The following is a 14,890-nucleotide window of genomic DNA, read 5'->3' as shown; positions in this document are numbered from 1 at the left end:
AGCATGAGGACGCGAGAAGATGTATTGGATTGGTTATCGAGTTTACTAGCATTCGGTGTCAAACCGGGTCTTGAACGGATGCAGGCGATGCTACTGGAATTACAGATTGACCCGGACGCGATTCCAACGATTCATGTCGCCGGCACGAACGGGAAAGGATCGACGGTTGCGTTCTTACGTGAGATGGGGATTGCGGAAGGATTGCGGATTGGGACATTTACGTCGCCGTACATCATTCAGTTTGAGGAACGGATTATGTTAAACGGAGTGCCGATTGCGGAAGACGATCTCGTTGCGGCTGCAATCGCCGTTCAGTCTGCTATTCAGCATATCGATCCGGCACTCGGTACGGTAACTGAGTTCGAAGCATTGACGGGACTTGCCTTCTATTACTTTGATCAGATTCGACCCGACTTTGTCATTTATGAAGTCGGACTCGGTGGTCTGTATGACTCAACGAATGTCTTCACAAAGCCGGTCGCCGCGATCATCACGTCAATTGGACACGACCATCAAGCAATTCTCGGAGATACGCTCCAAGAGATCGCGTTACAAAAGTTCGGCATTATCAAACAAGGGACACCAGTCATCGCCGGGAAACTGCAAGAAGAACTGACGGTACCGTTAATGGCGTATTGCGGCGACCGAAATGCGACATTGAAATGGAGTCAGGAAGCCATCATTCGCTACCGATTAAAAGAGACGGGGACCTGGGCGACATATGATGGGATTCCTGAGACACGTCTTGGTCTAGAAGGCCATCACCAAGTTCATAATGCGGCGAATGCCGTCATCTGTGCGCGACGACTCGGGTGGTCGAAAGCGGCGATCCGAAAAGGACTGCGGGAAGCAAAACATCCGGGGCGATTTGAAATCATCTCGCGTAAGCCACGAATCATTCTCGATGGTGCGCATAATCCGGAAGGGATCACGGCACTTGTTGAACGGTTAAAAGAGGAATCGAAGCCGGTGACATTGCTCTGTTCGATTTTGCGTGACAAAGACCGAGAGGCAATGCTTGCGCAGTTACGTAGCATTACATCAGATATCTATGAGACGACATTTGATTTTCCTAGAGCTCGTACGATAGAGGAGTTACAACAAGATGGTGGAAACGTGACGACAGTTGAAGCGTTCTTCGCTCAATTAAATAAGAAACGGACATATGTCGTGACAGGATCGCTCTATTTCATTAGTGAAGTGCGGCAAATGTACACAAACTCTTTTACAAAATAGGGAAAATGCGATTTCACTCGTTATAATGAAATTGGGGAAGTATAGTCCCGGATTTCAAAGACATGATGAGGAGACGATGAGCGATGAGACAGTGGGTCCGATTGTTAATAGCAAGCTTACTGATTTTTTCAAGCTTTACGTATATACATGAACCGCATTCAAAAGCGGCAACAGGAGAAAAATTCAAGATATTAGAAATTCGCGATGATTGGTCGACGACGAACCGGATTGATCCGGGAACGTCAATTACATCGTTGTCATTGTTAAAAGAACTGAATACAAGTCAATACGAAATCAAGATGATGACGGTCAAAGAGTTAAATGCGTCTCGTTTCCCACTTGATGGTGCATTTGATGCGATCGTTTTTGATCCATCTATTTTTACTGGAACAGACCGTTATTCGATTACAGTATCTGATTCGAAATCCAAACAGCATAATACCAGTAAAATCGAAAATGATATTACAAAGTTAAAAGCGAATGAAATTTTGAAGAACTACATTCAAAAAGGATTACCAGTCTTCTTGCATTCCGATGTGTTAACGCATGAGTCAAGTAACTTTACCGCAATATTTAAGCCAAGTATGACGGCAGGATCTTCGATTGCATATACCGATACAAAGCAAGTCCTTCTGCGTTTACAATCAGAAAAAATCGAGCGACCACGTCTAAGCAAAGTAGCAGTCTCACAAAACGGTCTTTCGTTAACGAAAGTTGATAAATCCGCTCCCGCATCACCCGATAAGGCAATTGATTTCAACTATTCAGTTGATCAATCTTCAGCCAATACACGCGTTCAGTTGTATATTGATTTCAATAGTAATGACCAGTTTGAAGAATCTGAAAAAGTCGATGAAAAACCAGCAACGGTTTCTGGTTCCTTATCTTATCAATTTGATGCACCGAGTTATACAGGACCACGGAACTGGATGATTAAAGTCGTAAGTGAAGACGGACTAATGGATTATAAGATAGGAAGCTTCTTGATGCAGGATCAAGAAGCTAAAGCAAAAATTTTACAAGTCACGCGTTCCGGAACGACCGGTTCAATAAACGGTTTTATGAACTCAGGAACTTTACTAAAACAAGATGGGTTATATGATTTCAATGTAGAAGTCATTTCTGCTGACACGTTTAACAAAACATACTCGACGAAAAATCTCAATACAGCGTACGACATGCTGATTTTTGGTTTTCAAGATTCTTATGGTGCTGCTGCACTCAGTGATCCTTCATCTAATGCAATCCTTGACTTTACGAATACCGGTCAAGGATTAATGTTAACGCACGATACGATCTTCAGACCAGCTCAATCTAGTAAACCAGAGCTGTTCTGGGAAACGAAATTTGCCGATCTCGCTGGTCAAAAGAACTTTACGAATATGGGATATGCAGCACCTCGCACATCTGGTCAAGCAGTCAAACAAAATGCCGGGGTTATGACTTCCTATCCATTTGCCTTAGCTGATACGGTTGCTATCGCAACGACACACAATCAATACTTTGGTCTAGATCTTGAACAACCGGACTTGATTCCATGGTATAACATTCGTGAAAACAACCTCAGTAGTTCGAATCAGGCTGCCGGAAGAACAATTGGTGATGCGCGCAACCACTATTATATGTATACCAAAGGAAATGTTACGTATTCCGGAGCAGGACATACTTCGACTTTTAATCAACAACAAGAAAAAGAATTGTTCTCGAATACGATGTATCGCGCTTTCATCGGTGCGAACCACAAACCATTAATCAAGAACATCTTGCCAACGGACAAATCGAGCTATCTTGAGAATGAGCCGTTGACGATTTCTTATCAAGTCAACGACTACGACCTACAAGATCGTGAGTTAAAGACACGGATCTATATTGATAATGAGAAAGTCTTTGAAAACAACAACTTAAAAAATAACTCGTTCGTCAGTCAATCGTTTGAATCAAAATTAATAGGTAAAACAAGTGTTACGATTCGAATCGAAGCAGAGGATCAACGGGGAGCTAAGGCGATCGAGACACGGACCGTTCAAGTTGTTCGACCTGCTGTTTCTGCTCCTTTCGTATTATCTCGTTCTATCGATCCGGCTACTATTCCTAATGGTGAGACGGCTGAAATTTCATATACCATTAAAACAACACCTATGAAACAACAAGAAGCTATCGGAGAGAATGGCTATATCAAAGGGAAATTTTCTGTGACGATGGAAAATATACTGTTCAATGAAAAATTACCGAGTAATTTAGAGGTGGTTTCAACGAGTGGGTTAAAGGATGCTATTATTTCTGGACAATCTATAAAGGGCTACGCACCAAACATTGAATACGATGAAGCACTTGACGGCATTTACCAAGGGCAGTGGGTAGCTAAACAATCAGAAATAACATTTAAAGTAAAAGTAAAAGCTAAAGAATCTGCGGGAATTTACACGCTCGATAAAAAAGATAATGTGCTAACATCAACTAAAAATGTCTATAAAAATGAAACAAATCGTTCAGATAAACTAACGACAGTAAATAATGATCCACAAGCATTTCCGACACTGGGCTACGCATTGACACCGGCATTTGCGACAAGTGCGAAGATTCCATCCGTCAAGATGGATATCACGACACCATCGTATAAAGTCTTGCCAGAAATTAATCCGACAGGTAGCCAATACGGAACGTTGAAATGGTCGATCGTCGATCCGACGATTGCCTCAATCGATGAAGCAGGAGTCATTAAACCGAAAAAAGTCGGTACGACACAAATCAAATTAGTCGTTCCTGTAGGTAATGGAAAAGAACTCACGACGACATCTGATCTCGTGATCAATGATGTATTTGGTGGACTGATTGTAAGAAACGTACCGGATACACTGTACGTTGGTGAAACGAAATCCATGACGGGACTCGCTTCGATGATTTCAGGAAACGAGACACCAATTCAATGGATCATCACGAATGATTCGCATGTCAAAACGAACGGTTTATCGAAAAACACATTAGATTTGACCGGGAAAACACCGGGAACGATTACAGTTAAAGCTGTCGTTCCGGCAGAAGCGGGAAGCTCGACATATCTTGCTCAGTCTACGACATATACGATTCAAGTGAAGTTACCAGAACTAGCGGTCGCCCCAAGTAATCTTGAACTCTGGGTTGGATCGAAACAAGATGTGACGGCAACATTCAAACCGAATTACCCGTTATCATTTACGACGTCCACGTTGAGTAGTGCGATTGAACTGACACCAACAGCGAACGGTTATACGATTACAGGTAAGACCGGTACTCCGAATGGAGCTGTCGAAGCATTACTCACGTTGACGGATTTCCCAGATACGGTAGCGAAGACACTCGTTCGAGTCCGTGAGAACCCGATCAATGTAACAGCTGATGATTTAATCATGACGATGAAGGATGAAAACAAACGACCACTCTTAGGATGGTTCCCGGAAACGACGACTGAACGATTTTACCGGATGGAAGTGACGCAAGGGAAAGAGTACGTCAAAATCGATCCGACGGGCCAAGCGTTGCAACCGTTACGTCCTGGTGTGGCTCGCATTAAAGTCACTGTGCTAAAAGAAAATAAAGATGTGTTGGAAGTCTTGAAAAATGATCAGAAAACACCTTTGAGTACAACATTCAAGGTGACGATTGGTTCAGATTCAGGATCAACCGACTTGGATGGAGATGTATATTAAAAAGTGGGGAAGTTGGATATGAAACGAAAACGCATCGTTGTCATCCTGTTGATCGTGATTTTGACTGGAGTCGGAGTTACAAGTTACGTCATCCAATCGAATCGAAAAACTGAACTAGAACAGGCGTTACGTTCAGAAAAGCCTACGGAATTAGCATCCGCGTTAAAGAGTTCAGACATGTCTACATCGGAAAAAAATCGTTATATTGGTCGTTTTCAAGAGACGCTTGCATTTGAAAAGGCTGAATTGCTATTAGATTCTAAGACATCTCAAAATCAAATGAATTGGTTTTATGCGGCGCAATTTGCTCCTCGGGATACAGTGGCTACTTGGCTTAAAAAGGGAGCAAAAGTGAATCAGTTAAATCAGAAAAAACAATCTGTCCTTCATGTGGCAACGAGTGTGAATCGTTCCAGTGATGCGTATGCTTTACTCGTCAAGCGCGCAACGTCTAAAGATTTAAATCGAATCGATGCGTACGGTCATACCCCTTTATTTTATGCCACACTTGATCAAAATGAGACAGTCATCGAGTTACTTCTAGGGGCTGGTGCCGATCCAAACCTAGGAAAAGAACGTCCGATTTATGAGACAGTCAAGCAAAATCGAAAAGACTTATTTGAATTGTTAAAGCAGCACGAGGCAAAAGTGGAAACAAAACAAGTAAAGAAGATAGCAAAAATGTATCGCGCTACGACATTTTAAGCAATGACAGAGAGCCCCTCATCAAGTTGATGAGGGGCTCTTATGATTACTGTTGAATGCGTTTTGGTGTTTCGACATACATTTGGACAGAGCGATTTAAAGGTAATAAGGAAGTTGGATTTTTCAAAACGGTTGCATCATAGGCCATGCGTAATCGAGAAGCCTCAGCATCCGAAGATTTATTGGCGATCATGAGTCGTTCTAGATCCGTCACATTGGCAGGAAACTGATTCTCTGCTAAATCGAGTTTTCCACGATAGGCGTTTACTTCTAGTTTCCCTCTCGTAAAGATTCCACCATGTACGTTCATCGTTGACCCGACAGAGTAGATCGTATTGATTTGATCGTCATCGCTGTAAAGGAAAGCATTTAAGTCGGGTGTAGTCGTTCGGGGTGTTGAAAATTTATTCACCCGGTTAATGACGAGTGTTCCTTTACTCAGTAGGATTAAAGTGTTTTGTTTCGTTGAGGAAGTGAGACCTTGGATATTCGCATCATCGAGACGACTTGTACCTGTCGTATAAATCGTTGTCGCAAAACCAACATTCCCTCGAACGAGAAGGTTACCTAAGACGACAAGAGGACGTTTGATTTCTAATGGTTGGTCAACAGGATTTAGAGAAGAAATCGTCAGATTCCCATTAATGATTAAGGGCTCTAGTGTTTCTTGCACTAAATCATCTGTCAATGTAATCGTATTGTTTGTGTTCGGTGCTGGGCTAATCATCTGTCGTTTCGTATCAAGTGTCGTTAAAAAAGGACCAGGCAAGACAGATTGTGGAATAGCGGAATCTTTTAAGGACGTAGTAATTTGCGCAAGAGGTGTATTTGTCGGTAACTTCAAAAAATCATTCAAGGCATAGTTGAAGTCAAATGGAACGAGTGCTTCTTTCGTTGCGACTAATTCGGTTGAAGCTTTGGGGTCAAAAATGCTGCGGTCACATGAGAAATAATCTTCGCATTGAAGTAAGGGTAGATTTTTTTCTTGAAAAACGCGTACTTGACCAGCGACATAGGGCAGTGCTTGTGTATTCGTGAACTTACCATTTTCATTATTGTATTTAAAATAAGGAGTAGCGGTTGCTTTCAAAGGATTTCGCGAGAAGATATTACCTTCAATCAAAGGTGCACCGTTGAGGATGACTTGATTATCCGAGCCGAGTGTATAGTATAAAAAACTCGGAATGGCAGATAAATACACACGTTGACGGTACGTTTTACGAATCGCAGGTTGGTCTCCTTTTTGTTTCGTGACCGATGCTGTTAAATCTAACGCTTTGACTCGGATATTTGAAGCGGTATCGTTCACTTCGATGGTGACATTTGGAACGATAGATTTTAAAGGTGAAATGATTGAACTGTTCAAGTTATTGAATAAAGTTTGAGACGACGTTGTCGGTGAAGTGCCAGTTGTCTTGACAACGATTTGCTGTAATGCAGCAACGGCTTGATCCAAATCATTTTGAGTGGATGTCTCAACGTCGATATCTGTTTCGCGGATCTCAGTTAATCGTGTGGACTGTAGACTGATACCAATCGTGGCTATGGCAAGAACGGAAAGTACCGTTAGCGTGACGAGTACGAATAATAAAGTATAACCTTGTTCGGATTTACGCATGATTAATTCCTTTCTAGATCAAAATCCAATCGTACTCGTGAAGGTTTGTACTTCTTCTTGATCAGTTGACTGGATTCGAGTCGTGATGGTCAAAATCCCATGGATGACATAACGACCAGGATACGTACTTCCGGTGATCGTTTGATATTCAGGACTAGATAATGTGAAGGTTTGAAAAAGTTCGGATTGCTCATCGATCGATTGCGGCTCTGACGTATAGACAAGTTTATCGCCTTGTTGCTGTTCGGTCAGGAATGTATATGTAACAGGTTTTACGGTAGATGTGGATGCTGAAGCCTCTTCTGTTGCATTGAACGGTTGAAATCCACTAGCTCGTTCGAGTAATCCCGTGTCATTGTTCAGCGTAGGCAATGTTCTTTTATAAAAAGAGAGCGTTTTCGCTTCATCGATGCGAATCGCATCAAAGCCACTGACCTCATTTAAAATGATGCCGATTCGACTATCCGCTTCACTACGTAATTCACTAATGATACCAGTCGCTCGAAAACTTTTCGTTCCGGAAATGAATACCGTTAAGATGACAGCACTGAAAATAGAAGCAACGACGATTGAGACAAGTAGTTCGACGAGTGTGAATCCTTCACTTTGTTGTTGGAAAGCTTTGGTTGAGCGTCGCATTCGTAATCGATCCTTTCAAAGTCGTAATCGGTTCAGTCGTTCCTTCTACATACACGTATACATAAAGATCGAGTAGATTTGGATTCACTTCACCTTCCATTTTATGAGGTGTCACACTGTACTTCACATCAAATGAAATATTGTTGATTTCAGGATCAGTAAAAATTGACGTGCAAATAGCCGATACACCACAAGAAGGAGTGCCGGGTTCTGGAATCACGTAATTTCCATTCAGATAAACGGCATTCAGTGCTTCTTGAGATAATGAAACAAAAGAAAAGGCTTCATTCGTTTTCGCTTCAATCGCTTCTCGCTTTATGTAAGAAGTAGCATTTTTAGCTAAATAGTTCGCAAACGTCAATTCCGTGCTAGTGCGTGATGCTGAAAGAGATTGCGAAAAGATACTGATCAATGAGACAGAGATAATCGACAGAATCGTAATACTGACAAGAACCTCGATTAATGAAAATCCGTCTTGTTTGTGTTGCATATGCTCACCTCTTCATTTCTATCGGAAAAAACATCAATTGGATGAAGTTCAAAACCTACAGACATTCACAGTTAGAGAAAAGAATTGTCAGGATAGACTTATGTTTCATCATGATATTCATTATAATGGAAATACTAGGCACCTGAAATGATTAATTCATACAGAAAGGAAACAGATGATGATCAATCCAAAGCGTTTTGTTATACATACACTTTTACTCGTCTTACTCGTAGCTTTGATTTATGTACCATCGTTCGCCTTAATTTCTTTTACCGGAAAGGCGACCGAACAGACGACTTTTTCTGAAACAGCTAAAGTTGGATCTGTTCCCGTAAGCGGGATGAGTCGTAAAGAAGCTGAATCCGCAGTCCAAAAAGCGATTACAGAATGGTCCAAAAAAACACCGTTGACGACGGGTACAGGAGAAGAAACTTTACCGGTACCAACTGAATTAGTGACATTTGATTCTGAGGAATCTGTTAAAAAAGCATCTCTGAAAACGGGGGGAGACTTAATTCTCTCAATCGATGAGGAAATGCTACAAAGTTTCCTATCTACACAACCTGTCAGCTATTCGCAAGAACAAACGGAAGCATTTAAAACATGGTTAACGAATACAAGCAAGACATTAGCTGAAGGGAATTTTGATCCTTCACAAACGTCAGTGTCGTCTGCTGAAGGTGAGGTCGTATCGAGTGTCACGTTCTCAACACGTTCAGCAGCAGAGGAACAGATGATCACAAGTATGGCTAACGTCGAAATTAAGCCGGATCAATTAATGAATGTAAAAACGTATGGCATGGATCCAATTGCTGCTTCTTACGTTGGAAGTAAATTATACGAATTGTTCGCAAAAACACCATTTGAAATCGTGGAACGGATGCCACATGCGACACTCCCCGATGATATTACGCTAGGATACGATGTCAAAATTGACGAAAAAACAGATTTTGCTGTTCGAAATACGCAAGCATCGATTTATCGCCTCGTCGCCACGCAAGAGGGAAGCGACGTGACGATTGAACTACGCGGAGCCCCAATAAAAGAGGCAGTGACTGTTGTGATGGAAGGTGAAAAGACGATTCCATTTAGAACCATTACACGTTACTCAGCTACTCTTTCAGCCGGGACGACAAATGACACGCAAGCCGGTGAAGAAGGGAAATCGATTGAAGTCTACCGTGTAATGAAAACAGCTAAGGGCGAAAAGAAAAAACTACTTTCTTTAGATTTTTATGCAGCGGTGCCAGCTGTCATCACAAAGAGTAGTCAAGAAGAACAAGCTCCTGTCGTGGTTCCACCAACCGAAGAAACGCCATCTGAAGAAACACCACCTGAAGAAACGGATTCAGAAACATCAACTGATCCGAATTCTGAAGATCCACAAACGGATGGAACAGTTGAAACGCCAGAGACACCTACTTCACCGGACAGTCCAGATTCACCAGCGACACCAGATGAGAATGATCAAGGTGATCCCGCTTCACCGGTAGAAGATGAGTCGACAGGAGAAGCTGTCGGCTAAACGAGGAGGGAAGAGTATGAATTGGACGACGATTGCAATTGAACTTGGAATCATCATCGGACTTGCGACAATCATTTGTGGATTGATGTTTGCGGTGACGATTCCATATGTGACCTCGATTCAGGCGAAGTCAGTATTATCTATCGCAGCGATTATCATTGTGACACTGATCTATTTCAGTGTTCAGTTGGATTGGATTAGTAATCCCTTTGTAGCAATCGGTATGGTATTACTGTGTGTCGTAACGGGAGGCGTTACGAGTCTGATTGATGAAAAGAAACAAAAGCGAACTGTAATGATTGAAGACGAATCATGGCATGCGGAAGGATGACGGACTAAATGGCGATGAAGCGAAAACGACTCGGTGAAATGTTAATCGAAGAGAGTTTAGTGACAGAGAGTCAAATCGATGAGGCACTTTCTGTAAAACGACCAACTGAAAAATTGGGTGACGCGTTACTCCGCCTCGGTCATTTGACGGAACAACAGTTACTAGAAGCGCTCCATCATCAATTAAAGATTCCGATCATTCAACTGTATAATTATCCGGTCGATGTCGCGGTAACAAAGTTGATTTCGAAAGAATTAGCGCAGCGACATACGTTAGTTCCGGTCTATCGTGAAGGGAATCGTTTATTTATTGCTATGGCGGATCCGATGGATTTGATTGCAATCGATGATTTACGGATGCAGACGGGTCTAGTGATTGACGTAGGTATCGCGACACGGGACGAAATCAGACGAACGATTTTGAAATATTATGATATCGATTCATCGCTACGCGATTTGTTGGAGTCTGATGATATGACTGAGATGGACCAGTCGCGCGACGTGGTGACTCGTGAAGATGCACCGATCATTCGACTCGTTAATCAAATTTTAGAAAATGCGATTGCGCAACGGGCATCCGACATTCATATGGATCCACAGGAAACATCGATGACGATTCGAATTCGAATCGATGGAGAACTTCGAACTGAAAACAATTATCCGAAGCAGATTCAAAGTATTTTAACGACACGGATCAAGGTCATGAGTGAGCTTGATATTACTGAATCCCGGTTACCGCAAGATGGACGAATTAAATATGTATTTAATGGACTAGCCTACGACTTCCGTGTTTCTACATTACCTACCGTATACGGGGAAAAAGTCGTTATTCGAATTCTTGATAGTTCCAATTCGAATATTTCAATCTCTAAAATTGGTTTCAGCTCACGGAATGAATCACAGTTCCGAGAAATGTTAAAACGACCGAACGGTATTATTTTGATTACCGGACCAACCGGTTCAGGGAAATCATCGACGTTGTATGCGGCATTAAATGAGTTGAATGACGAGTCACGGAACATCATCACCGTCGAAGATCCTGTCGAATATCAAGTGGATGGCATCAACCAGGTCCAAGTTAATGCGAAGATCGGCTTGACGTTTGCGAGTGGTCTCCGTTCGATTCTCCGTCAAGATCCGAACGTCGTCATGGTCGGTGAGATTCGCGATATTGAAACAGCAGAAATTTCGATTCGTGCTTCTTTGACAGGACACTTAGTTCTATCGACGCTCCATACAAACTCAGCAGTTAGTTCAATTACACGATTAATCGATATGGGCGTTGAATCGTTCCTCGTTGCAGCTTCGCTTAGTGGGTTAATCGCACAACGACTCGTCCGCCGTGTTTGTCGGGACTGTGGAGAAGTCCATCCGCTGTCAACGCGGGAACAGGAACTGTTTGATCAAGAAGGAATCGAGGCGACGACTGTCATGCGAGGACGTGGCTGTTCTTCTTGTAACATGACTGGATATCGCGGACGTGTCGCGATTCAGGAAGTCATCATGATTGATGAAGTCTTGCGACGCATGATCATGAATCAATCGACGGAAAGTGACGTGACCGCATACGTTAAATCGCAAGGTCAACGTTTCTTGCTTGCCGATGGTCTATCGAAGGTAGCAGATGGCATTACAACGACTGAAGAGATTTTACGGACGGTGATTTCAGAATGAATCAAACGATGGAACGTGCCCAAATCGAAGATATTCTTCGGTCTTCGAAAGAACGGGGGGCATCCGATGTCCACTTAACGGCCGGATCCCCACCTGTTTTTCGAATCAATGGGACGTTGACGCCATATGGATCAGAGAAGATGAAGCCTGTCATTATTGATGGATTTGTCCAATCTTTGATTACGGAAGACATGTATCAGCAACTGAAACAAGATCGAGATATTGATTTTTCATTTGGTGTGACGGGTGTTGCACGATACCGGGTCAATTGTTTTTATCAACGAGGAGCATTATCAATGGCCTTTCGAACAATCCCGACAGAAGTTCCCTCACTCGAACAGCTGGGACTTCCTCCGGTAATCAAGCGTTTTCTGACGAAGCCACACGGTCTCATTCTTGTGACCGGTCCGACTGGTTCCGGTAAGTCGACGACGCTTGCTGCGATGATTAACGAAATCAATCAAACGATGTATAAACGAATCATTACACTGGAAGATCCGATTGAGTACTTACATAGTCATCGAAAAAGCTTAATCGACCAGCGTGAGATTGGAATTGACGCACCTCGTTTTTCGACGGGATTGCGTTCAGCACTTCGTCAGGACCCGGATGTTATTTTACTGGGAGAAATGCGCGATCTTGAAACGATTGCAACAGCGGTAACGGCTGCAGAAACGGGTCATCTCGTCTTTGCGACGGTGCATACGGCAACAGCTGCGTCGACGGTCAGTCGAATCATCGATGTATTCCCGTCGGAGCAACAAGATCAGATTCGGGCACAGCTAGCGAACGTATTAGCAGGCGTCATCTCGCAACGCCTCATGCCACGATCAGATGGAACGGGACGTGTTGCGGCCTTAGAAATTATGGTTGATACACCAGCCGTCTCCAACTTGATTCGGACGGGTAAGGAATATCAGATTCAATCCGTTTTACAGACGGGTAAACAATATGGCATGCAAACGATGCAGATGGCTTTACAAGATTTGGTCAGCCGCGGTTTGATTCCGGCATCTGCTGCAACACCATACATATCGGGGTGAAGGGATGGCAGTATTTATTTACGAAGGCCGAACGATGGCTGGAAAACGAAAGAAGGGCAAGATCACTGCCTTGTCAAAGCGAGAGGCGGCAGAACGTCTTCGAACGGATCAAATTGCCGTAACATTGCTTGAAAAACAAGAATCAAAAGGGTTAAATACCGAGATTACGTTTTTAAGTGCTAAACCTAAGATTGAACACCTCGTCATGTATGCGCGTCAGTTTGCGACGCTCGTCCGCTCAGGTGTTTCGATTGTGAGAGCAACCGAAATTCTACGTAAACAAACAGAATCAAAACCACTCGAGCGAGCGCTTGTCGAAGTAGAAGATGATTTGCGTAGTGGGATTCAGTTTTCCCAGGCAATCGAAAAACATCCTCGTGTATTCGATACGTTTTTCGTCAGTATGGCGATGGCGGGGGAAGCGAGTGGTAATCTCGAAGAGGCGTTAGATAATATCGTGACGCAGTTACAAAAGCAATACGAGATCAAACGAAAAGTCATCTCCGCTTTAATCTACCCGGCGGTTGTCTCGCTTGTCGCAATCGGCGTCGTGGTCTTCCTAATGATGAATGTTGTACCGACGTTTGCCTCAATCTTTGATCAGCTTGGTAGTGAATTGCCCTTGATTACGAAACTCGTCGTTGCAGTATCTGACTTTTTCGTCGCCTATTGGTGGGTACTGCTATTAATTGCATTTGGTTTGATCGGACTATTGTATTTTAATCTTAAGAATGAGCGCCAGCGTCTCTTCTTTGACCGTTTCTTGTTAATGATTCCAGTCTTCGGACCGCTGATTCAAAAATCACAAATCGCTCTGATGACACGTGGTCTATCCGTATTGCTTAATGCGTCGGTGCCGATTTTAGCATCCCTTGATATTACCGAACGAATCGTTACGAATCGGATCATCCGTAAAGGAATCGCTGGTGCGAATGAAGCGATGTCGCGTGGTATTCCGATGCACGAACCTTTGGAACGAAACAAATATTTCCCGCCACTCGTCACGCAGATGATTGCGATTGGGGAAGAGTCAGGTCGCCTCGATTCGATGTTGACAGAAGTCGCGAACTTCTACGAAACCGAAGTTGAAACAACGACGGATCGTTTGAAATCGATCATCGAACCGTTATTGATCGTTGTCTTAGCTGCGATCGTTGGCGTCATCGTCATTGCTGTCGTCGTACCAATGTTTAAGATTTATTCTGATATTCAAGCAAGTTGACAATTGTAAAAACATTTACCTGTTGTTAAAAAAAGACATAAACTACAAAAAATGTGGTGCTACTATAATAGTATTCGTTTGGATAGTAAGTCCTACTAACCAAGAACAGTAAAAAAGCACTAGGGAGGCATAATGAAATGATCGAACGGTTAAAAGAAATCTGGTTAGATGCAAAACAAATGCGCGATGAGCGCGGACTGACATTGATTGAGTTACTCGTCGTTGTCGTTATCTTAGGTATCATCGCAGCAATCGCTGTCGTCGCAATCGGTGGATTGATTGAGAACTCACGTAAGGATGCAGTTGTTTCTGATGCGAAGCAATTAGTTGCAGCAGCGAAGCTCTATACATCTTCAAATCCTGTACAGCCTGGTGAGACGGTTAAGGTTGGAGTCAACAGTAATAATACAGCTATTTCAGCTAATACAGTTTCGAAAGGAACAGAAGCTACACCGAGAACGGATTCTTTAAAAAAATATATTGATGATATGAAGGATGCATTAAATTCGGATGCAGACTATAAAGATTCATATGTAGTAATTACTGAATCCAATGGTACTTACACATATGCAGTTACATTAACAAGTAAATCAGCTGATTATACTTATTTCGCAGCTGCAGCTCCATCAGCTTTAAAACGTAGTGCGGTTAAAGAAAAAGAATAATTACTAACATAACTTTCCCCCCTACTCGGGGGTTTTTTTCTGAACTTTTTTGAAAGG

Annotated in this window: 12 protein-coding genes; 9 read left to right on the top strand and 3 right to left on the bottom strand. The window is 42.8% G+C overall.

What is annotated here, in order from left to right:
• Nucleotides 1-3 precede the first annotated feature (3 nt).
• From ADM98_RS13650 to ADM98_RS13640, 3 genes are all read left to right on the top strand, one after another.
• Nucleotides 4-1,236 (top strand): bifunctional folylpolyglutamate synthase/dihydrofolate synthase, encoded by a 1,233-nt coding sequence (locus ADM98_RS13650; RefSeq protein WP_053453974.1) that lies wholly within the window; start codon nucleotides 4-6, stop codon nucleotides 1,234-1,236.
• An 83-nt stretch (nucleotides 1,237-1,319) separates the two neighbouring features.
• Nucleotides 1,320-4,922, top strand: coding sequence for a DUF5057 domain-containing protein (locus tag ADM98_RS13645; RefSeq protein WP_053453973.1), 3,603 nt, complete (start codon nucleotides 1,320-1,322; stop codon nucleotides 4,920-4,922).
• 18 nt (nucleotides 4,923-4,940) lie between these two features.
• Nucleotides 4,941-5,627: an ankyrin repeat domain-containing protein gene (locus ADM98_RS13640; RefSeq protein ID WP_053453972.1), complete on the top strand. Its 687-nt coding sequence runs from the start codon at nucleotides 4,941-4,943 to the stop codon at nucleotides 5,625-5,627.
• 46 nt (nucleotides 5,628-5,673) lie between these two features.
• On the opposite strand, the gene ADM98_RS13635 is transcribed toward ADM98_RS13640, so the two are convergent.
• From ADM98_RS13635 to ADM98_RS13625, 3 genes are read right to left on the bottom strand one after another with little or no spacing between them, the layout of a single operon-like run.
• Entirely contained in the window at nucleotides 5,674-7,245 is a 1,572-nt protein-coding gene (locus ADM98_RS13635; RefSeq protein WP_053453971.1) for a type II secretion system protein, read from the bottom strand.
• An 18-nt stretch (nucleotides 7,246-7,263) separates the two neighbouring features.
• Complete coding sequence (locus ADM98_RS13630) at nucleotides 7,264-7,884, bottom strand: prepilin-type N-terminal cleavage/methylation domain-containing protein (RefSeq protein ID WP_053453970.1); 621 nt, start codon at nucleotides 7,882-7,884, stop codon at nucleotides 7,264-7,266.
• Nucleotides 7,847-8,374, bottom strand: coding sequence for a type IV pilus modification PilV family protein (locus ADM98_RS13625; protein ID WP_053453969.1), 528 nt, complete (start codon nucleotides 8,372-8,374; stop codon nucleotides 7,847-7,849). Before ADM98_RS13625 ends, ADM98_RS13630 begins: the two co-directional genes overlap by 38 nt.
• Before the next feature lie 175 nt (nucleotides 8,375-8,549).
• Between ADM98_RS13625 and ADM98_RS13620 the strand changes: the two genes are divergently transcribed.
• The 6 genes from ADM98_RS13620 (at nucleotide 8,550) to ADM98_RS13595 (ending at nucleotide 14,833) form a co-directional block, all read left to right on the top strand.
• Entirely contained in the window at nucleotides 8,550-9,899 is a 1,350-nt protein-coding gene (locus ADM98_RS13620; RefSeq protein WP_053453968.1) for a G5 domain-containing protein, read from the top strand.
• Between the two features lie 16 nt (nucleotides 9,900-9,915).
• Nucleotides 9,916-10,230 carry a hypothetical protein gene (locus tag ADM98_RS13615; RefSeq protein WP_053453967.1) on the top strand — a complete coding sequence of 105 codons (315 nt, stop codon included), beginning with the start codon at nucleotides 9,916-9,918 and terminating at the stop codon, nucleotides 10,228-10,230.
• 8 nt (nucleotides 10,231-10,238) lie between these two features.
• On the top strand, nucleotides 10,239-11,903 hold the full coding sequence (locus tag ADM98_RS13610; RefSeq protein ID WP_053453966.1) for a GspE/PulE family protein: 1,665 nt from the start codon (nucleotides 10,239-10,241) through the stop codon (nucleotides 11,901-11,903).
• 8 nt (nucleotides 11,904-11,911) lie between these two features.
• Nucleotides 11,912-12,946 carry a type IV pilus twitching motility protein PilT gene (locus ADM98_RS13605; RefSeq protein ID WP_200904900.1) on the top strand — a complete coding sequence of 345 codons (1,035 nt, stop codon included), beginning with the start codon at nucleotides 11,912-11,914 and terminating at the stop codon, nucleotides 12,944-12,946.
• 34 nt (nucleotides 12,947-12,980) lie between these two features.
• A complete protein-coding gene (locus ADM98_RS13600; RefSeq protein WP_235504900.1) occupies nucleotides 12,981-14,168 on the top strand; it encodes a type II secretion system F family protein in 1,188 nt (395 codons plus the stop codon).
• Between the two features lie 137 nt (nucleotides 14,169-14,305).
• The gene (locus tag ADM98_RS13595) at nucleotides 14,306-14,833 is read left to right on the top strand and encodes a type II secretion system protein (protein WP_053453964.1); all 528 of its coding nucleotides are present in this window, start codon (nucleotides 14,306-14,308) and stop codon (nucleotides 14,831-14,833) included.
• Nucleotides 14,834-14,890: the final 57 nt, after the last annotated feature.

Source organism: Exiguobacterium sp. BMC-KP, from assembly GCF_001275385.1.
GTDB lineage: Bacteria > Bacillota > Bacilli > Exiguobacteriales > Exiguobacteriaceae > Exiguobacterium_A.
The sequence above is the reverse complement of the archived record's forward strand: the minus strand, read 5'-3'. Positions and strand labels throughout refer to the sequence as shown.